Consider the following 20,923-nt stretch of genomic DNA (forward strand, 5'->3'; position numbering starts at 1 on the left):
GCCCGGCCGGGTGTTCAATGAGAGACACGACGGTCTCCGTTCCCGCTCCGTGTCTGCCAAGGAGTATTCCCGATGAACGCAGTGGTCGACGTTCGAGGTCTGGTCAAGCATTTCGGCCGGTTCGTGGCCCTCGATGGACTGGACCTGTCCGTGGCGCCCGGTGAGGTCGCGGGATTCCTCGGGCCGAACGGTGCGGGCAAGTCGACGACGATCCGCATCCTGCTCGGCCTGCTGCGCCGGGATGCCGGCGAGGTGCGCCTCTTCGGGCACGACCCGCACCGCGATGCGGTCGCCGTGCACCGTCGTCTCGCGTACGTGCCCGGCGATGTCACCCTCTGGCCGCACCTGACCGGCGGCGAATGCATCGATCTGCTGCTCGCCCTGCGCGGGCGGCAGACCGCCGCGGCCGCGTCCCGCGCCGAACTGATCGAGCGTTTCGACCTGGATCCGGGCAAACGCGCGCAGACCTACTCCAAGGGGAACCGGCAGAAGGTCGCACTGATCGCGGCGCTGTGTACCGACACCGACCTGCTGGTGCTCGACGAGCCCACCTCCGGTCTCGACCCGCTGATGACCCGCGAGTTCACGCTCGCCGTGCGGGAGCGGGCGAGTCACGGCGCCGCGGTGCTGATGAGTTCGCATCTGCTGTCCGAGGTGGAAGAGCTGTGCAGCACCGTCACCATCATCCGCGACGGCGCCACGGTGCTCGCCGGATCGCTCGAGGCGCTGCGGCATCTGCGCCGGTCCAGCGTCAGGGTCTCCGCCGCCGCCGTGGGGCCGGAGACCCTGGCCGGGGTCGACGGCGTGCACGACCTGTCGCGGGACGGCGAGTCGCTGGTCTTCACGGTCGACGCCGGCGCGCTGGGCGGCGTGCTGTCGCGGCTCGCCGCGCTCGACCCGTCGTCGGTGTCGATCACCCCGCCGAGCCTGGAGGATCTGTTCCTGCAGACCTACGGGGTGGGCGCACCGTGAACGCTCCGGTGGCGGGTTGGCCGCTGCTGCTGCGCACCGGGCTGCGCGCCGAACGGATCATCACCCCGCTCACGGTGGTCGTGTTCGCGCTGATGAACGTCTCGACGGCGGCGTCGATCAAGACCATGTACGCCCACCCGGAGCAGATCGCCCAGCTGCGGTCGGGCCTGAGTGCGAGCGCCATGTTCGTCTTCCTGCTCGGCCCTATTCCGGACGACGACGCGGTTGCCGCCCTCACTACCTGGCGCGCCGGCCTGTTCATGATCGCGACGCTCGGTGTCTGCGCGGTGATGGCCGTGGTGCGGCAGACCCGGCGGGAAGAGGAGGCCGGGCGCACCGAGATGGTGCTCGCCGGTGCGGTGGGACCGCTGGCACCGCTGCTGTCGGCGATGATCGCGGTGACCGTGCTGGTGACGGCGACCAGCGCGGCGATGGCCGGGGTGATCGCCGCGTACGGCGGCGGCGCGCTGCCGGTCGCGACCGTCTTCGCCCAATACTGGGGCGTGGGACTGGCGGCCGCGGGCACCGCGCTGATCGCCGCCGAGGTGGCGGCGAGTGCGCACGCCGCCACGCTGGCGGGCAGTGCGGTGGTGGTCGGCGGTTATCTGCTGCGCGGTGTCGCCGACACGGTGTCCGCGGTGAGCTGGCTCCGCTGGCTCACCCCGGTCGGCTGGGCCGAGCGGATGGACCCGTTCGGCGCCGACCGGCTCTGGCTCGTGCTGCCGTGTCTCGCGGTGTTCGCCGCCGGCTGTGCGGTGGCTGCCGGGGTGCGACGGCGCCGTGACCTCGGCGCGGGTCTGTTCGTGCGGCGTCCGGGACCGAGCCGCGGCCCGCGGCACTGGTCGCTGCCGGGCATCGTGGAGCGGCTGACCCGGGTGGTGGCCGTGTCGTGGGCGGGTGGCACCGGGCTGTACGCACTGGTCGTCGGTGTGCTGTCGACGCAGGTGGCGTCGCTGGCGACCGGTAACGAGGTGGTGCAGCGGGTGATCGCATCGGCCGGCGGCGGCACGCTGACCGACATGTTCCTGTCGACGATGGGCGTCTTCCTGGCGGTCGCGGCGGCGGGCGGCGGCGTCGGGATGGTGATCGCCATGCGTTCGGCGGAGCGGTCGGGCCGCGCCGAGTTGTTGCTGTCGGCGCCGGTCTCGCGGCTGCGCTACTACGTCGTCTACGCCGGAGCGGCGCTGACCGCCGCGCTCGCGGTGCTGGTCGCGTCCGCGACCGGCATCACCGTCGGCGCCGGGCTGGCCGGCGGTGGATGGGCGCACACCGCGCGCATCGCGTTCACCGGTGCGGCGGTGGCCGTCCCGGCGGTCGCGCTGACCGTGGCGGTGGTGCTGGCCGCGTACGCCGCGCACGAGGCGCTGGCCCTCGCCGGCTGGCCGATCCTGCTGATCGCCTTCGCGCTCGGCCCGCTGGCCGAGATGTTCGGTCTCCCGCACTGGCTGCGCGAGGTCTCGCCCTTCACGCACACGCCCGCCGTCCCGGTGCCGTCCGGGGCGTGGCTGCCGCTGACCGTGATGAGCGTGCTCGCCGTCGCGGTCGGCGCCGTCGGCGCGGCCGCCTACTCGCGGCGCGACCTCGGCTGAACCGCGGGGACGCCGGTCAGTAGCATCCGAGAGGTGAGCGAACTGGATCTTCCGAACATGCGCGTCGGCTACGGGGCGGCCTCCACGGCGGGCGCCGACGGCGTCGTCGACCATCTGGATCCGTCGTGGCTGACGGGGGATCCGCCGTGGCTCGGGCTGTTCCAGCGCTGGCTCGGCGAGGCCGTCGCCGCACGGATCCCGGAGCCGAACGCGATGGTGCTCGGCACCGCCGATGCCCACGGCATCCCGATGACCCGGACCGTCCTCTGCAAGGGCGCCGACCCGCGCGGGATCGTGTTCTTCACCGGCTACGACTCGGCCAAGGGCCGTGCCCTGGAGGCGAACCCCGTCGCGTCGGTCACCTTCCCCTGGATCGCCCTGGAACGACAGGTCCACTTCTGCGGCGCCGTCCAGAAGGTCGACCCGGCCGAGACCGCGGCCTACTGGAATGCGCGCCCGCGCGGATCGCAGCTGTCGGCGCGGGCGTCGGCGCAGTCGGAGCCGATCGAGTCGCGGGCCGCGCTCGAAGCGCAGGCCGCGCGGGTGGCGGCCGAATTCGGCGACGCCGAGCCCGTCCCGGTTCCCTCGCAGTGGGGCGGCTATCGGCTGCTGCCCTGGCGCGTCGAGTTCTGGCAGGGTCGTGCCGACCGCCTGCACAACCGCGCCGTCGCGGAATTCGAGGGCGGCGAGTGGATCACTCGCCGTCTTCAGCCGTGACCGGCGGCCCGGCGCCGGAAGGGGTCTGAGTGGCGAACATCTTCGCGGACACCCGGCCACTCGCCAACCGGTACTTCGCGCGCCTGTGGTGGGCCAACATCATCACCGTCATCGGCGCGCAACTGACCGTCGTCGCGGTGCCCGCGCAGATCTACGCGATCACCGGCAGCTCGGCGTACGTCGGTCTCACCGGTGTCTTCGGGCTGGTGCCGCTGGTGATCTTCGGGCTCTGGGGCGGGTCGCTGGCCGACGTCTTCGACCGCCGCATCATTCTTGTCATCACCACCCTCGGTCTGATCGCCACGTCCGTCCTGTTCTGGGTGCAGGCATTCTTCGACTGGAACAACGTCTGGGCACTGCTTGCCCTCTTCGCGGTGCAGCAGGCGTTCTTCGCGGTCAACCAGCCCACGCGTACGGCGGTGCTTCCGCGCCTCCTCGACGACGACCTGCTGCCCGCCGCGAATTCGCTCAACATGACCGTGATGCAGGCCGGTGCGATCGCCGGCCCGCTCGTCGGGGCCTCGCTGATCCCGGTCCTCGGCTTCTCGCTGCTCTACCTGACCGACGCGATCTGCATGCTGGCGACGCTGTGGGCGGTGGTGGCGCTGCCGTCGCTGCGCCCCGAGCGCGACGGGGAGGCGCCGTCCACGCCCGGCCTGCGATCGGTGATCGACGGCCTGGTGTATCTGCGGCACCATCCGGTGCTGCTGGCGTCGTTCGTGGTCGACCTGATCGCGATGATCTTCGGTATGCCGCGTGCGCTGTTCCCGCAGATCGCGCACGAGAGCTTCGGCGGGCCGTCCGACGGCGGCTACGCGTTCGCGCTGCTGTTCATCGCCATCCCGCTGGGCGCGGTACTCGGCGGCGTGTTCTCCGGCTGGGTCTCCCGCGTGCAGCGCCAGGGCCGCGCGGTGGTGATCGCGATCAGTATCTGGGGGCTGTCGATCGTCGTCGCGGGCAGTGCGCTGTTCTTCGCGCACGGCACCGCGCTGCCGGTGTTGCCGATCGTGATGGTCGCGCTGATGATCGGCGGTGCCGCCGACATGGCGTCCGCCGCGTTCCGGCAGACGATGCTGCAGGCCGCCGCGAACGACGACGTGCGCGGCCGTCTCCAGGGCGTGTTCATCGTGGTCGTGGCCGGTGGGCCGCGTATCGCCGATGTCGCCCACGGTGCCTCCGCCGCGATGGTCGGCACCGCGGTGACCTTCGCCGGCGGCGGTGTCTTGACGGTGATCCTCACCGTCGTCGCGGCCCTGGCCTTCCCGATGTTCTGGCGCTATCGCGTCACCCGGAACGAGCAACCGGTCGACACGCCCTGACGGTGTCAGGTCGTTCCGCGGATCGGCGCGCCCAGCGCGCGCATCCGCTGACGATCCGGGTCGACCGCGCGAACCCGCTGAGTCCGTGGGGTCCGGGTGGCGGTGATCGTCGGCGCGTCGTGGAACCGGTCGGGGGTCTGGCGCGTCCAAGAACCATGACCGTTGCCGACACCGCCGAATCCGCACCGCCGACCACTGTCGGCCTGGTCAAGATGCGGCGTCTCCTGGCACGGCAGGATGGCGTCATCACCCTCAAACAGACACGCGCGTGCGGTCTGCATCGGTCCGTCGTCTCCCGGAAGTGCAGGTCCGGGGAGTGGGAACGGGTCGGTCCCTCGGTATATCGCGCCGCGGACCATCTGATGACGGTGCGCGCGAGGATTCGCGCGGTCGTGTGGAGTGCTGGTCCCCGCGCGGTCTTGTGCGGGCCTTCGGCCGCGTACTGGCGTGGGTTGTGGCCGAGGCCGCCGGCGACGGTCCACGTGACCGTTCCGCGGAGCCGGAGTTCACGAAAGCCGTTCTCGCCATGCCTCGGCCGGGTGAACCTCTGGTATCGCGAGCTGGACGCGGTCGACTGCACGGTCGTCAGGAATCTCGCGACCGTATCGGCTCCGCTCGCCGTGCTCGACTCGGCGTCGTCGCTCGGGATGGCGATCGTGGACCGCGCGCTGCAGAGTTCGGCGGTGGATCTCGCCGATCTCGTCACCGCGGATGCTCGCTATCCGGGCCGACGCGGCGCGAGTGCGGTCGCCGCCATGCTCAACGAGGCCGCAGCGGGTGCGCGGTCGGTTGCGGAGCGTCGTGCGCTCACGAATCTGCTGTCGTCCTCGGATCTGCCGCCGTTCGAATTGAACTACTCGGCGGTGGGCGGCTACGCCGTCGACGTCGCCTTCGTGGAACAGCGGCTCGCGGTGGAGATCGACGGCATGTCGTATCACTCGGATGCCGAGGCTTTCCAGCACGATCGCACGCGAGGGAATGCACTCTCGGCGGCCGGGTGGACGGTCATCCACTTCACGTGGGCCGACATCGTCGAGCGGCCCGCCCAGACCGTCGCCATGATCCGCTGGCACCTCGACCTCGCGGCCCGGCGAGGTGCATGAGACTTTCCGCGGATCGGCGCGCCCAGCGCGCGCATGTGCGGAAACACGATGCAAGACCGCGCGGATCCGCGGACGCGCGCAGTCAGTCGTTCACGACATTGCTCTGCCACGGCAACCGTGCACGACGCGCGGTGTGCACCGGGCAGTAGTGGATCGGGTTCTCCCGCTCGGCGCCGCTCGGGAGGTTGCGCGCCGGGGTCTCGAGCAGGGGAGCATCGGCGGCGACGCGGCCGCTCACCCGGTCGAACGCGTCGCGCGCCCGGGGATGTCGCCGGTAGCGGCTCGGCGTGAGCCGCTGGCTGAGGTCGACGAGGCGGCCGAACAGCCGGAAGCGTCGCTCGTCGGACGCGGTCCACGTCAGGCCCAACATCTCGCGGACGGGTTCGTCGTACAGGCCGGTGGTGATCCACCGGAACACGCGCTGCACGACGGCGACCTGGCGGCGCCACAGCCACTGCGGCATCCACGGCTTCATCCACGGTGGCGATGGCAGCTGAGTGATGTCCAGGACGGTGCGCACCGCGTCGTGATCGCGCAGCACGCGGCGGCACATGTGGTCCCAGTACTCCAGGAACTCCTCGTAGGTGTCCGGGCACGGCCGCATGCTGACGCCGTACATCGAATACCAGGTGCGGGACTCCTCGAACAGGGCGCGCTTGTCCGCCTCGGTGATCGGCGGGCCGAAGGCCTCCGCGCAGCGGATGTTGCCGTACCAGAAGGTGGCGTGCGCCCAGTAGAAGACGTCGGGGTCGAGGGCGTGGTAGCGCCCGCCGTCGGCCATGGTGCCCTTGATGGTCAGGTGATAGTCGCGGACCTGCCGGCCGGTGGCCGGATCGAGATCGAAGACGACGCCGCTGATCGGATAGAGCGAGCGCATCAGCCGCTCCCACCGCTCGCCGAAGAAGTCGGAGTGGTCCCACACTCCCGCCGCCAGCTTCGGGTGCATGTTCTGCATGGACCCGGACCAGAGACCCATCAGCATGCCGCGCCAGCCGCCGAAGAAGCGCCAGGTGACGGAGTCGGGGCCCAGCATCTCCGAGGTCATGACACAAAATCATACATCTGTGTCAAGTGAGGCGGAGCCGCACCGTGTCTCCGGCGACCAACTGGGCGGCGCGGTCGACCGATTCGGTGGTGAGCACCGCGGCCACCGGATAGCCGCCGGTCACCGGGTGGTCGGCCAGGAAGAGCACCGGCTGACCGCTCGGCGGCACCTGCACGGCGCCCAGCGGCACCCCCTCCGACGGCTGCGCGGGCAGGCCAGCGCGATGGCGCAGGGCGTCATCGAGAGCATCCAGCCGCACGCCGATCCGGTTGCTCGCCGGGTTCACCGTCCAGGTGATCCGGGACAGGGCCGCCGGGTCGGCCAGATCGTCGTACCGGGGCCCGCGCCGGATGGTCAGTTCGTGGTAGCGGCCCGGCGCCGGCGGCCCCGGCGCGACGGTCTCCGGGGGCCACTCCAGAGCGGTCTCGCCGATGTGCAATTCCTCACTCTCGCGTAACGGATCCGGGCCCAGTCCCGACAGCGTGTCGGTGGACGCCGAGCCCAGGATCGGCGACACGACGAACCCTCCGCGCGCCGCCACGTAGTTGCGGCAGCCGTATGCCGGGGCGGGCACCTCGATCAGTGATCCGTCGGGCAGCCCGACCGCCGCGTGACTGCCGACCACGCGTCCGTCGATCCGTACCGCCGTCGCCGGTCCGGTGACGGCCAGCACCACGTGCCCGCGGGCCCGCGCGGACCACCCGCCCAGAGTGGTCTCGATCGCCACCGCGGATTCGGGATTGCCGACGAGCCGGTTCGCCTGCCGCAGCGACCCCAGATCGGCGGCCCCGGACACCGGCACGCCCAGATGCGCGTAGCCCGGCCGGCCGAAGTCCTGGAAGGTGGCGAGTGGTCCGGGGGAGACGACGGTCAGCCCGCGCACGAGAACCTCACCGTGGCGCCGGCGGTCAGCAGCGCCGGAGGTTCGGCGGAGACATCCCACAGCGGAATGTCGGTGTGCCCCAACAGAAACCATCCTCCGGGGCTGGTCCGGGGGTACACCGCGCTGTAACCGGCGGCTACCGCGACCGAGCCCGTGGGCACCGCCGGACGGGACTGCGCGCGGCGCGTCAGACCGTCGAACACGGCCCGCGCATCGGCCGGCGAGGAGACGTCGGGGACCAGGTACCCGAAGCCGGGCGCGAAGCCCATGAACTGCACCCGCCACACCGTCGCGCAGTGAGCGGAGATCACCGTCTCCGGGGTCACTCCGGCGAGCGCGGCGACCTCGCCGAGATCGGCGCCGTCGTACGTCACCGGCACCACGATCTCGGGGTCGCCGGCACCGGCCGGACCGGTCGCCGAGGTGCCCGCCGAGCGCAGGACACGACGCACCGCGAGCGCGTCGATACGGTGCCCGCGCCGGGCCGATACGAGCACCGTGGCGGCGGCCGGAATCGCGTCGGAGACGTCCAGGATGCCGGCGTCGGAGGCGGCGCGCAGGACCCGCGCCGAGTGCGCCGCGGCGGCCGCCGGATCGGGCTCGGCGGAGAAGTCGAGCAGGACCGCGTCGTCGCCCGCGGGTAGCTCTCGCATGACACCACCGTAGTCCCTGTGGGTAAGCTGAGCGGACGACGACAGCCGCCCGGAATTCTTGCTGAGGGACCCTCAATTGGGCGGCGCTAGTGGCAGCCGACTAGCTTGTAACCAACAGCTGGTCAGACCGCGAGTTTATAAGGGGTTTGTGTGTCCGCGGATAGAGCAACGACCGATGAACAGGCGACCGGTACCTTCACGTACCCCGGCGGGTCCATCGACCTGTCGATCCTGAAGGCGACCGAGGGCAGCGACTCGGTCGCACTCGGCCCGTTCCTGTCGAAGACCGGGATGACCACGTTCGACGGTGGTTTCGTCAACACGGCGGCCACCAAGTCGGCCATCACCTACATCGACGGCGACGAGGGGATCCTGCGCTACCGCGGCATCCCGATCGACCAGCTCGCCGAGCGGTCGACGTTCATCGAGGTCAGCTACCTCCTGATCTACGGCGAGCTGCCGACAACCGATCAACTCGAGGCGTTCACCGACAAGATCCGCCGGCATACGCTGCTGCACGAGGATCTCAAGCGCTTCTTCGACGGCTTCCCGCGCAACGCGCACCCGATGCCCGTCGTCTCGTCGGCGGCCAACGCGCTCTCGGCCTACTACCCGGATTCGCTCGATCCCAAGGATCCCGAGCAGGTGGAGCTGTCCACCATCCGGCTGCTGGCCAAGCTGCCGACCATCGCGGCCTACGCCTACAAGAAGTCGGTCGGCCAGCCGTTCCTCTACCCGGACAACTCCTACGGTCTGGTCGAGAACTTCCTGCGCATGACCTTCGGCTTCCCGGCCGAGCCCTACGAGGTCAATCCGGACGTCGCCAAGGCGCTCGACATGCTGTTCATCCTGCACGCCGACCACGAGCAGAACTGCTCGACGTCGACCGTGCGCCTGGTCGGCTCCTCGCAGGCCAACCTCTTCACCTCGGTCTCGGCCGGCATCAACGCCCTGTGGGGCCCGCTGCACGGCGGCGCCAACCAGGCGGTCCTGGAGATGCTCGAAGGCATCCAGGCCTCCGGCGGCGACACCGCGGCCTTCATGAACAAGGTGAAGAACAAGGAAGACGGTGTGAAGCTCATGGGCTTCGGGCACCGCGTCTACAAGAACTACGATCCGCGCGCGGCGATCGTCAAGAAGACCGCCGATCAGATCCTCGCCTCCCTCGGCGTTCAGGACGAGCTCCTGGACATCGCGAAGGGCCTGGAAGAGGTCGCGCTGCACGACGACTACTTCATCGAGCGCAAGCTGTACCCGAACGTCGACTTCTACACCGGCGTCATCTACCGGGCCATGGGCTTCCCGACCCGCATGTTCACCGTGCTGTTCGCGCTCGGCCGCCTGCCCGGCTGGATCGCGCACTGGCGCGAGATGCACGCCGACCCGGCCACCAAGATCGGCCGCCCGCGTCAGCTGTACACCGGATACACCGAGCGCGACTACACCCCGATGGAGAACCGCTGATCATGAGCACCAAACCCGAAGTCGAATTCCCGGAGGGCCCGGCCCCGGCCGAGCTGCAGATCACAGATCTGATCATCGGCGACGGCGCCGAGGCCGTCCCCGGCGGCATGGTCGACGTCCACTACGTCGGCGTCGAGTACGACACCGGCGAGGAGTTCGACTCGTCGTGGGATCGCGGCCAGAGCGCCAACTTCCCGCTCGGCGCGCTGATCCAGGGCTGGCAGGAAGGCATCCCCGGCATGAAGGTCGGCGGACGCCGCCGCCTGGTGGTTCCGCCGGAACTGGCCTACGGACCAGCGGGCGGGGGTCACCGCCTGTCCGGCAAGACGCTGATCTTCGTGATCGACCTTCTCGGCGCCTGAGGTCGCACCGGGCCGGTCGAGCGAAGCGAAATCACGACGGGCGGCGCACTCCCTGGGGAGTGCGCCGCCCGTCGTCGTCTCCGGCTGACGGTTGCTGGCGCGCAGCGCCAGGGCGCCGACCGATTGGACGTTGTGTTCGGGTGGCTTCCGACGGGCAAGGCTGGTCCTAGTACGCTCCTCGTCATGATCGTGAGCAGCACCACCGGGGCCGTGACCACCATCGAGCTGGCGCGTCCGGAGAAGCGCAACGCCCTCAACCACCAGATGGTCGACGACCTGTCCGCGGCGTTCACGGCGGCGGTCGACGGCGGTGCCCGGGCCATCGTGCTGACCGGGCGCGGCGAGGTCTTCAGCGCCGGGGCGGATCTGTCCGGCCCGGTCTACGAGAAGGGCTTCCTGGACAAGCTGATCGCTCTGAACGCGCAGATCGAGGCCACCGCAGTGCCGGTGATCGCCGCGCTCAACGGCGCGGCGCTGGGCGCCGGCCTGCAACTCTCCGTCGCCGCCGACCTGCGCGTGATGGACCCGGGCGCGCTCGCCGGGATCCCGGCGGCCCGGATCGGCGTCGCCGTCGACGAGTGGACCATCCGCCGGCTGGTGTCCCTGGTCGGGGCGGGCCAGGCCGCGGGCATGCTGTTCGGCTGTGAGCCGCTCACCGCTGATCGCGCGCACGCCCTCGGCTTCGCCAATCGGATCGGCGACCTCGCGGACGCTCAGCACTGGGCGGCCCAGATCGCCGAGCTGGCCCCGCTGACCCTGGCGCACTACAAGCTGGTCCTCAAGGGCGACGGCGCCCGCGACGAGGCCCCCGCCGACCGCGTCGCCGCGATGATGGCCGCCTGGGAGAGCGAGGACGTCCAGGAGGCCCGCGCCGCCCGCACCGAGAAGCGCCCCCCGGTCTTCACCGGTCGCTGACCTACGCGCCCAGGACGTGCCGCAGATACGGGTTGGCGAACGTCCGGTCCGGGTCGTAGCGGTCGCGGACCGCGAGGAAGTCGTCGAACCGCGGGTAGACGCCGCGCAGGTAGTCCGCGTCGCGGGTGTGCATCTTGCCCCAGTGCGGGCGGCCGCCGTGCGCCAGGAATATCTCCTCGGCGTCGCGGAAATACTGTGCCGCCGACGCCGGATCGTCCCGGTAGTAACGGTGCACCGCGATGTATCCGGAGGTGCGGCCGGAGGCGGTGGAGAGGAAGAGATCGTCCGCGGCGGCGGCCCGTACCTCGACCGGGAAGCTCACCCGGTAGCGGCGGCGGTTGATCATCGCGCGCAGCTCGCGCAGCGCCTCCGGGACGGCGTCCAGCCCGATCGCGTACTCCATCTCCCGGAAGCGGACCGAGCGTGAGGACACGAAGACACGGTCGCTGCGGTCGGTGTACGTGCGCTCCGACAGCACCCGCCCGGCGATCTGATTGAAACCGGGCGCCACCCGCGGGACCCGCGCGGCCAGCGCCACCATCGCGCCGTAGACGCCGTTGGAGAGCAGCTCGTCGTCGATGTACCGGCGTACGCTGCCGGGACCTTCGGCGGGGGTGTCGGCGGGCAGCCGGGTGTTGGTCTTGGTGAGGGTTCGGCTGGTGTGCGGGAACCAGTAGAACTCGTAGTGGTCGTGCTCGGCGACGCGGTCGAGAAAGCCGTCGATGGTCTCGTCGGCGGTGCCCGGCGCCTCGTGGGCGCGCAGCGCGAAGGCGTCGACGCACTGCACCGTGAGGTCGGTCAGCACACCGAGGGCGCCGAGGCCGAGGGCGACGGCCGGCAGGTCCGGGTGGTCCTCGCCGATCTCGTGGAGCGCGCCGTGACCGTCGACCAGCCGGGCCCCGACGATCTGCGTGCTGATGCCGCCGAAGCGCAGTCCGGTCCCGTGCGTGCCGGTCGACGTCGCCCCGGAGATGGTCTGCCGGTCGATGTCACCGAGATTGGCCATGGCCAGCCCGTGCGGCTCCAGCAGCGCCGGGATCTGATGCAGGTGCGTGCCGGCACCCAGCGTGACCCGCTTGCGGGCGGTGTCGACGTCGCGCAGCCCGCCGAGGCCGGCCATGCTGATCTGGATCTGCGGGGCCACCGCGATCTCGGTGAAGCTGTGTCCGGCGCCGACCGGCTTCACCTTCTCGCCGCGTCCGGCGGCGGCGGCGACGTCGGCGGCCAGTTCGTCGGCGCTGTGCGGCGCGATCAGCCGGGTCGGGGTGGCGTGGGCGGTGCGGCCCCAATTGGACCAGGTGGCGTGGGCGGTCACAGGAAGCACTTCCCCTCGCCGCGGTAGGTGGGTATCACGTCGACCACCTCGGCCTCGCCCGAACTGTCGCGGCCGATCAGTGCGACCCGCGATGACCGCTCGCACGGCTCGCCGGACTTGGTGTGGCGGAACCACACCCGGTCACCGATCCGCAGGTGTGCGACGCCCTCGCCCCGCAGTGGTGTCTGCACCTCGCCCGCGGCCTCCGTGCCGACATACGACAGTCCTTGCGGCCACACGGGTTTCGGCAGCCGGTCCGGTCCGGGCGGGCCGGAGGCGATCCAGCCGCCGCCCGCGCAGGTGGCGTAGTCGGGGCTCGGACGACGCACCACGTCGAGCCCGAAACTCAGCGCCGGCGCCGGCTGGAAATGCCGGTAGGTGTCGAACAGGTGCCCGCCGAACAGGCCGCTGCCGACGGCGATGTCGGTGACCGCGGAATCGCGCGCGGTCTCCTCCAGCGACCCGGTGCCGCCGGCGTTCACGAACTCCAGGTCGGCGTACTCACGCACCGCGGCGATCGCCTTGCCGCGGCGATGGCGCAGTTCGGTCATCGACACCGACTGGACCGCCCGGATCGCGGTGTTCATCAGGGCCTTGCCGGGGACCCCGTTGCCGAGCCCGGCCACCTGCGCCTCGTACGACATGACGCCGACCAGCGTGAACCCGGGCCGTTCGGTGATGGTCCGCGCCAGGTGGCGGATCTGGTCGATGCTGTGCACGGGGGAGCGCCGTACCCCCAGGTGCACCCGGTCGCCGAGTGCGGTGAGCGAGGCGTCGAGGTCGATCGCCACCCGCACGACCGGCCGGGACGACGGCGCGGCCACCGCGTCGAGCACGTCGAGCTGCGCGGGGTCGTCGATCAGCAGCGTGACACGCGCCGCGGCGACGTCGTCGGCCAGCAACTCGGCGAGCGCGGTCCGCCGCACCGACGGATAGCCGAGCAGGACGTCGGTGACGCCCGACTCGGTGGCGAGCCAGCGCGCCTCGTCGACGTCGAAGGCGAGCACTCCGGCGAAGCCGTCGCGAGCGAGGACGTCGTCGATCACCGAGCGGACTCGCAGCGACTTGCTGGCGATCCGGATCGGCACTCCGCCGGCGCGTCGTCGCAGGTCGGCGATGTTGTGCTCCAGTGCGCCGAGGTCCAGCGCGAGGACCGGGGAGTCCAGTCCGGCGCGGGCGACGGCGTCGTCGATGCCGCCCCAGTAGGCATTCGGGTCGGTGACGTACTCGGTGGGACGGGACATGGCGGGCACGGCTCCTGGTATGCGACGGCGGGACGGTCGGCGCGGCGGACGCACGCGACGATGACGACGATTACGCTAGTCAAGCGTGACATCGATCCGGAGTATCTTGCTCGACGGGGTGGCCGAACCCGTGGGTTCGGCCATCCTGCGTACGCGGTCCGCCACCGCACGACTGGCCGCCGCCACGAGTGCGCGCGGCGAGGCCGCCGCGGTCGGCGCCGTCGATCGGCTCGCCGCGCGCGGCGTCGGCCCGGCCCGGGCGCTCGGCGCCGACGCGAAGACCATCGCGCCGTTCACCGCGCGCTCGCCGTTCGCCACCGACGGCGTGTTCGCCAACCGCGAGGCCGCGTTCGCCGGCCCCGGCCCCGGCGTCGGCACGTTCGTGGAGATGGCGCGTCGTCCCGGCCGGCCGGGCGCGCCGATACCGGTCACCACCCCGCGGTTCGACGCCGAACCAGCCACGCTCGCGGCCACCTGGCTCGGCCACGCGAGCGTGCTGGTCGAACTCGACGGCGCGCGGATCCTCACCGATCCGGTGTTCAGTGCGCGCTGCTCGCCGTCGCAGGTGGTCGGCCCGGCGCGGATGCATCCGGCGCCGTCGTCCGTCGGGGCGCTGCCGCCGATCGACGTGGTGCTGCTCTCGCACGACCACTACGACCACCTCGACACGGCCACCATCGACGCGCTGGCCGCGCTGCACCCGCAGGCCCGGTTCGTGGTGCCGATCGGGGTCGACGCACACCTGATCGCGTGGGGCGTCGATCCGGCGCGGATCTTCGCCGCCGACTGGTACGAACACATCGACCTCGACGTGCACGGGAAGTCGTACCGGTTCCATGCGACGGCGGCCCGGCACTTCTCCGGCCGCGGCCTGATCCGGAATTTGACCCAGTGGGTCAGCTGGGCGGTGGTCGGCCCCGATCACCGCTTCTTCTTCTCCGGCGACACCGGCTTCACCGAGCGCTACGCCGAGATCGGCGACCTTGTCGGACCGTTCGACCTGACCCTGATCGCGGTCGGCGCATACGGCAAGGAGTGGCCCGACATCCACATCAATCCCGAAGAGGCGCTGTCGATCCACCACCTGCTGAACCCTGGTGCGGCGCACGACTCCCTGCTCCTGCCGATCCACTGGGGCACCTTCAATCTGGCGCTGCACCCGTGGGCCGAGCCGATCCAGCGGCTGCTGTCCGCGTCGGGCACCGCCGGGGTCGGCGTGTGCGTCCCGCGTCCCGGCGACTCCGTCGACGTCCGCAAACGCAACGGCACCGCCTACGACGATCCGACCTGGTGGGAGCGCTGCGCATGAGTACACCGACCGGAACCCGGCCGACCGGGCTGACGGCCGCCGAGGTCGCCGAACGCGTCGCCGCCGGCCAGGTGAACGCCCAGCCGGACTCCACCGGCCGCAGCGTCGCCGACATCGTCAAGGCGAACGTCTTCACCCCGATCAACGCGATCCTGGGTGTGCTGTTCGCGATCGTCGCGTACACCGGGTCGTTCATCAACGGCCTGTTCGCGCTGCTCATCGTCTTCAACTCCGGCATCGGCATCGTGCAGGAGATCCGCGCCAAGCGGACGCTCGACCGGCTGTCGATCGTCGGCCAGGCGCAGCCGACGGTCCGCCGCGACGGGGTGTCGCAGCCGGTCCCGCCCGGCGAGGTGGTCCTCGGTGACCTCATCGAACTGGCGCCCGGCGACCAGATCGTCGTCGACGGCGAGACCGTCGAGTCGGAGTCGCTCGACATCGACGAGTCGCTGCTCACCGGCGAGGCCGATGCCGTCGACAAGGCGCCCGGCGACGAGATCATGTCCGGCAGCTTCGTGGTCTCCGGCTCGGGCACCTACCGCGCGACCAAGGTCGGCGCCGACGCCTACGCCGCCAAGCTGGCCGCCGAGGCCTCCAAGTTCACGCTGGTGTCGTCGGAGCTGCGCACCGGCATCAACAAGATCCTGGCCGTCATCACGGTGATCCTGATCCCGGCCGGCATCCTCACCATCTTCAACCAGCTGGTGATCAGCAAGCAGCAGCTGAACGACGCTCTCCTCGGCATGGTCGCCGCCCTGGTGCCGATGGTGCCCGAGGGACTGGTGCTGATGACCTCGATCGCGTTCGCCGTCGGGGTGATCCGGCTCGGGCAGCGCCAATGCCTGGTCAACGAGTTGCCGGCCATCGAGGGTCTGGCGCGCGTCGACGTCGTCTGCACCGACAAGACCGGCACGCTCACCGAGAACGGCATGCGGCTGTCGGAGGTGCGGGTCCTCGACGACGACTACTCCCACGCCGCGGTGACTGCGGCCCTCGCGGCGATCGCCGCCGCCGACCCGCACCCGAACGCCAGCATCGAGGCCATCGCCGAGGCGTACCCGGACGCGCCGGGCTGGACGACCACCGCGGTGCTGCCGTTCGCGTCGGCGAACAAGTTCAGTGGTGTGTCGTTCGCGGGTAGCGGCGACGGCGGCGGCAACTGGCTGATCGGCGCGCCGGACGTGCTCCTCGACCCCGAGTCGGAGGCGGCTGTGCTGGCGTCCGATCTGGGGTCCACCGGCCTGCGCGTCCTGATGATCGGTGCCACCGACGTCCCGGTCGACACCCCGGCGACCGGGGACAGCGCGGTGCCCGGCACGCTGACGCCGGTCGCGCTGGTGGTGCTGGAACAGCGGGTGCGGCCCGACGCCGGGGACACCCTGAAGTACTTCGAGTCACAGAACGTCGAGGTCAAGGTGATCTCCGGCGACAACGCCCGCTCGGTCGGCGCTGTCGCCGCATCGCTCGGCCTGGGCAGCGCCGACACCTCCGTCGACGCCCGGACACTGGCCGACGACCCCGCCGAACTGGCCGACCAGGTGGAGGAGGGCGTCACCTTCGGGCGCGTCCGGCCCGACCAGAAGCGCGCCATGGTGCAGGCCCTGCAATCGCGGGAGCACACCGTCGCGATGACCGGCGACGGCGTGAACGACGTCCTCGCCCTGAAGGACGCCGACATCGGCGTCGCGATGGGCTCGGGGTCGTCGGCGGCGCGGTCCGTCGCGCAGATCGTGTTGCTGGACAACAAGTTCGCGACGCTGCCGTACGTCGTCGGCGAGGGCCGGCGGGTGATCGGCAACATCGAGCGCGTCTCCAACCTGTTCCTCACCAAGACCGTGTACGCGGTGCTGCTCGCGCTCGCCGTCGGCATCGCCGGGCTGATCGCGCACGCCCTCGGCGACGCCCCGATCAGCTACCCGTTCCAGCCGATCCACGTCACCATCTCGGCGTGGTTCACCATCGGCGTGCCGGCGTTCATCCTGTCGCTGGCCCCGAACAACGAGCGCGCCAAGACCGGTTTCGTGCGCCGGGTGCTGACCCAGGCCGTACCGAACGGCCTGATCATCGGCACCCTGACGTTCCTCTGCTACCTGTGGGTGGATCCGGGCGGCGACCACGTCTCGGTGATCGGCGCCGAATCGGCGTTCACCGCCGCGCAGACGCAGGCCGCGACGGCCACCCTGGCCGCGATGATCACCATGGCCTGGTGGGTGCTGGTCGTCGTCGCGCGCCCCATGACCTGGTGGAAGGTGATCCTGGTGTCCGTCTCGGTGGTGGCCTACGGGATCATCTTCACCTGGTCGTTCACCGAGCACCTGTTCAAACTGGACTCGACCAACGCGGCGATGATGGGCAAGGCCGGGATCTGCGCGCTGATCGGCGTCGTGGCGATCGAGATCTCCTCGCGGATCCTGAAGGCGCGCCTGGAGCGTCGGCTCGCCGTCGCGGCGTCCGTCGGCAGCGCGGGGTAGATTCGTCAGCTATGGATCTCAAAGGCATGGTCGACAAGGCCAAGGACGCACTGAAGTCGAACCCCGATCTGATCGAGAAGGGCGGCGACATGGTCGACAAGGCCACGCACGGCAAGTACGCCGCCCAGGTCGACAAGGCCCAGGACGCCGCCCGCAAGGCCGTCGGCGCGGAGGACGACAAGAAGTAGCCCGGCCTCGCCGGCGACTCGGCGAGTGAGCGTCGGCAGGTGAGCGTCAGGCCCGTGGGTGCCGCCGATACGCCGACACCGTCGGATCTTCGGCCACCCAGTAGCGCCACGGCCGGTCGGCGGCCAGTCGTACCCCGACGCGCGGTCCCGCGGCGATCGCGTCGTCCGGCAGTGCCGGGGTGGAGCGCAGCACGATCCCCGGCGGGGTGCGCACATCCGTCCCGAGATCGGTCATCGTGATGCCGAGCGCTTTCGCCAGATTTCCGGGACCGCGGGCCAGCAGGTGATCGGCGACGTCCCCGCGCCGGGCCCGCGCCGCGTCGTGCCCGTCGACGATCTCGGCCGCCCGCAGCAGTACCGCGGCGCCTTCGCCCTCGGGACTGGTGACGATGTTGGCGCAGTGGTGGGTGTGGATCCGGTAGACGTACAGCCGGTCGGGCGGGCCGTACATCATGGCCGACCGCGGCGTACGGGTGAAGGCGTGTGACGCCGGGTCGTCCGGCCCGTTGTAGGCCTCCACCTCGGTGATCCGGGCGAGCACGCCGTCGTGCCCGGTGACCAGTGCGCCGAGCAGCGACCGCGCCGCCGCGCAGACCTCCGGTGCGCCGGGCGGGAATTCGGGGACCACGGGCGGAGCGTACCGCGCGTCGCCGCGGTGCCCGCCGAGTGGTCTAGGCTCGTCAACCATGGCGAAGACCAGTGATTCCATTCATGTCGACCTGAGCCCGGAGGACACCTTCGCGGCGGCGTCGGACCTGTCCCGGTTCGACGACTGGCTGGTGCTGCACGACGGCTGGCGCGGCGACGTGCCGTCGCCCGACGACCTGGCCGTGGGCACCCGGGCGACGTCGGTCGTCAAGGCGAAGGGCACGCGGGTGCGCTTCGACTGGAAGGTCGACACCTACGATCCGCCGCGCCGGGTCCGGTTCTCCGGCAACGGCAAGGGCGGCGTGAAAGCCAAGATCGACCTGACCGTCGAGCCGGACGGCGACGGTTCCACGGTCACCTTCCTGATCGACCTCGGGGGTCTGCCGCTGATGGGCCCGGTCGGTAAGGCGGCCGCCAAGGCCGTGCACGGCGACGTCCACGCCTCACTGACGCGTTTCCGCCGGGTCTTCGTCGACTGACGTCTCCTCCGGCAGTACGGTGCTGATGATCCGCAGCGACCAGATCGACTGCCCGGGCTGGAGCTCCCACAGCCGGATCGCGCTGTGCCGGATCAGCGCCACCGTTCCGGCGATCAGCGCCGCGGCCAGGGGCAGCTCCGCGAACACCGCGGTGAGCACCGAGACGACGAGCTCGCTGCCGGCAGAGGTCATGACGTCGAACCAGGCGTCGCAGATCAGCATCGTCGCGGTCGCCAGCGCGGTGACCGCCACCATCTGCCTGCGGAGCAGCGCCAGCACGAACGTGCTCGCCATCAGGATCACCAGGAACGTGTCGAAGCCGAGCCACATGGTCGCGAAGTGCTCGTTGGTGTGTGTGGACGGCAGCGTGAATCCGAGATAGACCATCCACGGGATCAGCGCGAGCGCCCCGCCGCCCATCACGGTCAGCGTCTCCCAGCGCAGTCGCCGTCGTCCCCGGGGATCCACCAGACGTCCCTCCGGCGTGCGGGACAACTCACGGATGAGGTCTCGCCGGGCGACCGGGTCGAGTGCGTCGATCTGCTCGGGAGTGAGTACCTGCTGAGCCATGGCGACAGGCTACGCCGGTGCGCCGCGCGGCCTCCGGCTGTTGCCGCTGAGTGCCGGTATTGCGTCGAACGTGGTGGTCACGACGGTATCCGCGGCACCCGGAACCCCTCCCGCGGCACTCGGCCGCAGACGCGGCACCTGCGCCCGCCGCGCCTGTGGCCGGTCGTCTCGGATCCGCGGGCGGTTCGGCGTCTGCTGTGCTCCCGGCAGGGTTCGAACCTCACGCACTCGACCGACTGGATTGAGTTGTTCACCTGCGGATACTCATTCATTCCGCTGGTGAGACCGCCGTAGCATATGGCATATTGTGGAAGGTGACGGAAGCACAAACAACGTAGAACGGCACGTAACTGGCATGAGCAAGCGTCGATTCGGGAACGTCCGCAAGCTTCCATCGGGGCGATACCAAGCCCGCTACACCGGCCCCGATCTGCGGATCCACAAAGGGCCGCGAACGTGGGAAGCGAAGGATGACGCCGTCGGTTGGCTGCGCGCCGAGGAACGACTTGTTGAGCTCGACCTGTGGCGGGCGCCCGAGGTGCGTGACGCGTCCAAACAAGCACAGTCGGTCAGCACCTCCGACTACGCCGACAAATGGATCCGCCAGCGTCGACTAAAGCCGACCACGCGCGCCCAGTACGAGAGCTACTGCAAGAACTTTCTCGACGGCACCGATCTTGGATCGACGCCGGTAGGTGTGCTCACCCTCGCCGATGTCCGCGACTGGTGGTCCGAGGTCCGCTCGCGGCCGGCCGGTAAGAAGAACGACGGCGCGACGCGTAATGCACGGGTCTACGCGTGGCTGCGCACGGTGCTCGCCTCGGCGGTCGACGACGGCCTACTCGACCAGAATCCGTGCCGGATCAAAGGTGCGGGCACTGTGAAGCGACAGCGCGCCATCGTGGTGCCCACCCCGGCCGAGGTGTCTGCGCTCGCCGATGAAATGCCCGACCGTCTGCACCTGCTGGTGCTACTGGCTGCGTGGTGTGCGATGCGCCGGGGCGAGCTGCTCGGTCTGCGCCGCCGCGATGTAGCCAAGGACGGATCTGAGCTAATCGTCCGCCGCAACGTAACGTTCGTCGAACGCAAGCCGGTAGTGGGCACGTTGAAGAACGAGAAGGAACGGCCCGTCGCGGTCCCGCCGCACTTGCACGCCGCCGTGGTGCGCCACCTCGACGAGCACGTCCCCGCGGCCCAGTTCGCGCCCCTGTTCCCCTCGGTGGTCGCCGACAACTCGACCGGCGACCTGCTCGACGAGTGGACGTTGCGCTACCACTGGGAGACTGCACGCCGCGCAGTTGGACTCGATCAGCTCCGGTTGCACGATCTACGACACGCCGGGTCAATGTGGGCCGCCTCGACCGGCGCTACGTTGTCCGAGCTACAACAGCGTCTCGGACATGAGTCCGCGGCCGCGGCAATCAGGTACATGCACGCGGCGAGCGGCTCCGACAAGGCCATCGCTGAGCGACTCTCGGCCCTCGTCAAGGACGTAGATGATGAGTGACTTTCAGGACGAGATGGCAGCTCAGAATGACTACCTGCGATCACAACTCACCGCGCTAACCAAGGGTGGCCGCGAGCGTATGAAGCGGTTTGTTCAGCATGAGATTAGGTGCCAGCGGTGCGGGGATCCCGTCGTGCAGATAGTCGAGACGGTTCCGTACAGAGTGATTC

At 70.3% G+C, this 20,923-nt stretch carries 21 protein-coding genes; 13 read left to right on the plus strand and 8 right to left on the minus strand.

Features of this window, described 5'->3' with window-relative positions:
- Positions 1-72 precede the first annotated feature (72 nt).
- Genes MYK68_RS03950 through MYK68_RS03965 form a run of 4 tightly spaced genes read left to right on the plus strand, consistent with a single transcriptional unit; the run spans position 73 to position 4,597 of the window.
- Positions 73-972, plus strand: coding sequence for an ABC transporter ATP-binding protein (locus MYK68_RS03950; RefSeq protein ID WP_247866415.1), 900 nt, complete (start codon positions 73-75; stop codon positions 970-972).
- Positions 969-2,561, plus strand: coding sequence for an efflux permease Rv1217c-related protein (locus MYK68_RS03955; RefSeq protein WP_247866416.1), 1,593 nt, complete (start codon positions 969-971; stop codon positions 2,559-2,561). The genes MYK68_RS03950 and MYK68_RS03955 overlap by 4 nt, the downstream gene beginning before the upstream one ends.
- Positions 2,562-2,618: 57 nt before the next feature.
- Positions 2,619-3,278, plus strand: coding sequence for a pyridoxamine 5'-phosphate oxidase (gene pdxH, locus MYK68_RS03960; RefSeq protein WP_247867916.1), 660 nt, complete (start codon positions 2,619-2,621; stop codon positions 3,276-3,278).
- A 29-nt stretch (positions 3,279-3,307) separates the two neighbouring features.
- The gene (locus MYK68_RS03965) at positions 3,308-4,597 is read left to right on the plus strand and encodes an MFS transporter (RefSeq protein ID WP_247866417.1); all 1,290 of its coding nucleotides are present in this window, start codon (positions 3,308-3,310) and stop codon (positions 4,595-4,597) included.
- A 5-nt stretch (positions 4,598-4,602) separates the two neighbouring features.
- On the opposite strand, the gene MYK68_RS03970 is transcribed toward MYK68_RS03965, so the two are convergent.
- Positions 4,603-4,878 (minus strand): hypothetical protein, encoded by a 276-nt coding sequence (locus MYK68_RS03970; RefSeq protein WP_247866418.1) that lies wholly within the window; start codon positions 4,876-4,878, stop codon positions 4,603-4,605.
- Here MYK68_RS03970 and MYK68_RS20880 point away from each other — a divergent pair.
- Positions 4,810-5,700, plus strand: a complete 891-nt coding sequence (locus tag MYK68_RS20880) for a PDDEXK-like endonuclease domain-containing protein (RefSeq protein ID WP_502798318.1) — start codon at positions 4,810-4,812, stop codon at positions 5,698-5,700. The two genes, MYK68_RS03970 and MYK68_RS20880, sit on opposite strands and share 69 nt — an antisense overlap.
- A gap of 82 nt (positions 5,701-5,782) precedes the next feature.
- Here the strand turns inward: MYK68_RS20880 and MYK68_RS03980 are convergent, their stop codons facing one another.
- Genes MYK68_RS03980 through MYK68_RS03990 form a run of 3 tightly spaced genes read right to left on the minus strand, consistent with a single transcriptional unit; the run spans position 5,783 to position 8,281 of the window.
- Positions 5,783-6,745, minus strand: coding sequence for an oxygenase MpaB family protein (locus tag MYK68_RS03980; RefSeq protein ID WP_247866420.1), 963 nt, complete (start codon positions 6,743-6,745; stop codon positions 5,783-5,785).
- Positions 6,746-6,767: 22 nt separating this feature from the next.
- On the minus strand, positions 6,768-7,628 hold the full coding sequence (locus MYK68_RS03985) for a 5-oxoprolinase subunit C family protein (RefSeq protein WP_247866421.1): 861 nt from the start codon (positions 7,626-7,628) through the stop codon (positions 6,768-6,770).
- On the minus strand, positions 7,616-8,281 hold the full coding sequence (locus tag MYK68_RS03990) for a 5-oxoprolinase subunit B family protein (RefSeq protein ID WP_247866422.1): 666 nt from the start codon (positions 8,279-8,281) through the stop codon (positions 7,616-7,618). Before MYK68_RS03990 ends, MYK68_RS03985 begins: the two co-directional genes overlap by 13 nt.
- A gap of 150 nt (positions 8,282-8,431) precedes the next feature.
- On the opposite strand from MYK68_RS03990, the gene MYK68_RS03995 reads away from it, so the two are divergent.
- The 3 genes from MYK68_RS03995 to MYK68_RS04005 all read left to right on the plus strand — a co-directional run bounded on the left by MYK68_RS03995 (position 8,432) and on the right by MYK68_RS04005 (position 11,022).
- Entirely contained in the window at positions 8,432-9,745 is a 1,314-nt protein-coding gene (locus tag MYK68_RS03995; RefSeq protein ID WP_247866423.1) for a citrate synthase, read from the plus strand.
- A gap of 2 nt (positions 9,746-9,747) precedes the next feature.
- The gene (locus tag MYK68_RS04000) at positions 9,748-10,107 is read left to right on the plus strand and encodes an FKBP-type peptidyl-prolyl cis-trans isomerase (protein WP_247866424.1); all 360 of its coding nucleotides are present in this window, start codon (positions 9,748-9,750) and stop codon (positions 10,105-10,107) included.
- 183 nt (positions 10,108-10,290) lie between these two features.
- Positions 10,291-11,022, plus strand: a complete 732-nt coding sequence (locus tag MYK68_RS04005) for an enoyl-CoA hydratase (RefSeq protein ID WP_247866425.1) — start codon at positions 10,291-10,293, stop codon at positions 11,020-11,022.
- A gap of 1 nt (position 11,023) precedes the next feature.
- Here the strand turns inward: MYK68_RS04005 and MYK68_RS04010 are convergent, their stop codons facing one another.
- Entirely contained in the window at positions 11,024-12,337 is a 1,314-nt protein-coding gene (locus MYK68_RS04010) for a D-arabinono-1,4-lactone oxidase (protein WP_502798300.1), read from the minus strand.
- Positions 12,334-13,581: an alanine racemase gene (locus tag MYK68_RS04015; RefSeq protein ID WP_247866427.1), complete on the minus strand. Its 1,248-nt coding sequence runs from the start codon at positions 13,579-13,581 to the stop codon at positions 12,334-12,336. The genes MYK68_RS04010 and MYK68_RS04015 overlap by 4 nt, the downstream gene beginning before the upstream one ends.
- 85 nt (positions 13,582-13,666) lie before the next feature.
- On the opposite strand from MYK68_RS04015, the gene MYK68_RS04020 reads away from it, so the two are divergent.
- From MYK68_RS04020 to MYK68_RS04030, 3 genes are read left to right on the plus strand one after another with little or no spacing between them, the layout of a single operon-like run.
- Complete coding sequence (locus MYK68_RS04020; RefSeq protein WP_247866428.1) at positions 13,667-14,890, plus strand: MBL fold metallo-hydrolase; 1,224 nt, start codon at positions 13,667-13,669, stop codon at positions 14,888-14,890.
- Positions 14,887-17,361 (plus strand): HAD-IC family P-type ATPase, encoded by a 2,475-nt coding sequence (locus MYK68_RS04025; RefSeq protein WP_247866429.1) that lies wholly within the window; start codon positions 14,887-14,889, stop codon positions 17,359-17,361. Before MYK68_RS04020 ends, MYK68_RS04025 begins: the two co-directional genes overlap by 4 nt.
- Positions 17,362-17,372: 11 nt before the next feature.
- A complete protein-coding gene (locus tag MYK68_RS04030) occupies positions 17,373-17,549 on the plus strand; it encodes an antitoxin (RefSeq protein WP_247866430.1) in 177 nt (58 codons plus the stop codon).
- Positions 17,550-17,595: 46 nt separating this feature from the next.
- Here the strand turns inward: MYK68_RS04030 and MYK68_RS04035 are convergent, their stop codons facing one another.
- The gene (locus tag MYK68_RS04035) at positions 17,596-18,258 is read right to left on the minus strand and encodes a DNA-3-methyladenine glycosylase (RefSeq protein WP_247866431.1); all 663 of its coding nucleotides are present in this window, start codon (positions 18,256-18,258) and stop codon (positions 17,596-17,598) included.
- Between MYK68_RS04035 and MYK68_RS04040 the strand changes: the two genes are divergently transcribed.
- Positions 18,236-18,676, plus strand: a complete 441-nt coding sequence (locus tag MYK68_RS04040) for a type II toxin-antitoxin system Rv0910 family toxin (protein ID WP_247866432.1) — start codon at positions 18,236-18,238, stop codon at positions 18,674-18,676. The two genes, MYK68_RS04035 and MYK68_RS04040, sit on opposite strands and share 23 nt — an antisense overlap.
- Here MYK68_RS04040 and MYK68_RS04045 read toward each other — a convergent pair.
- Positions 18,641-19,246: a hypothetical protein gene (locus MYK68_RS04045; RefSeq protein WP_247866433.1), complete on the minus strand. Its 606-nt coding sequence runs from the start codon at positions 19,244-19,246 to the stop codon at positions 18,641-18,643. The two genes, MYK68_RS04040 and MYK68_RS04045, sit on opposite strands and share 36 nt — an antisense overlap.
- Before the next feature lie 307 nt (positions 19,247-19,553).
- Here MYK68_RS04045 and MYK68_RS04050 point away from each other — a divergent pair, with 307 nt between their 5' ends.
- Positions 19,554-20,753 carry a tyrosine-type recombinase/integrase gene (locus MYK68_RS04050; RefSeq protein ID WP_247866434.1) on the plus strand — a complete coding sequence of 400 codons (1,200 nt, stop codon included), beginning with the start codon at positions 19,554-19,556 and terminating at the stop codon, positions 20,751-20,753.
- The last annotated feature ends 170 nt before the right edge of the window (positions 20,754-20,923 follow it).

The organism is Gordonia sp. PP30, assembly GCF_023100845.1.
Classification (GTDB): Bacteria; Actinomycetota; Actinomycetes; order Mycobacteriales; family Mycobacteriaceae; genus Gordonia.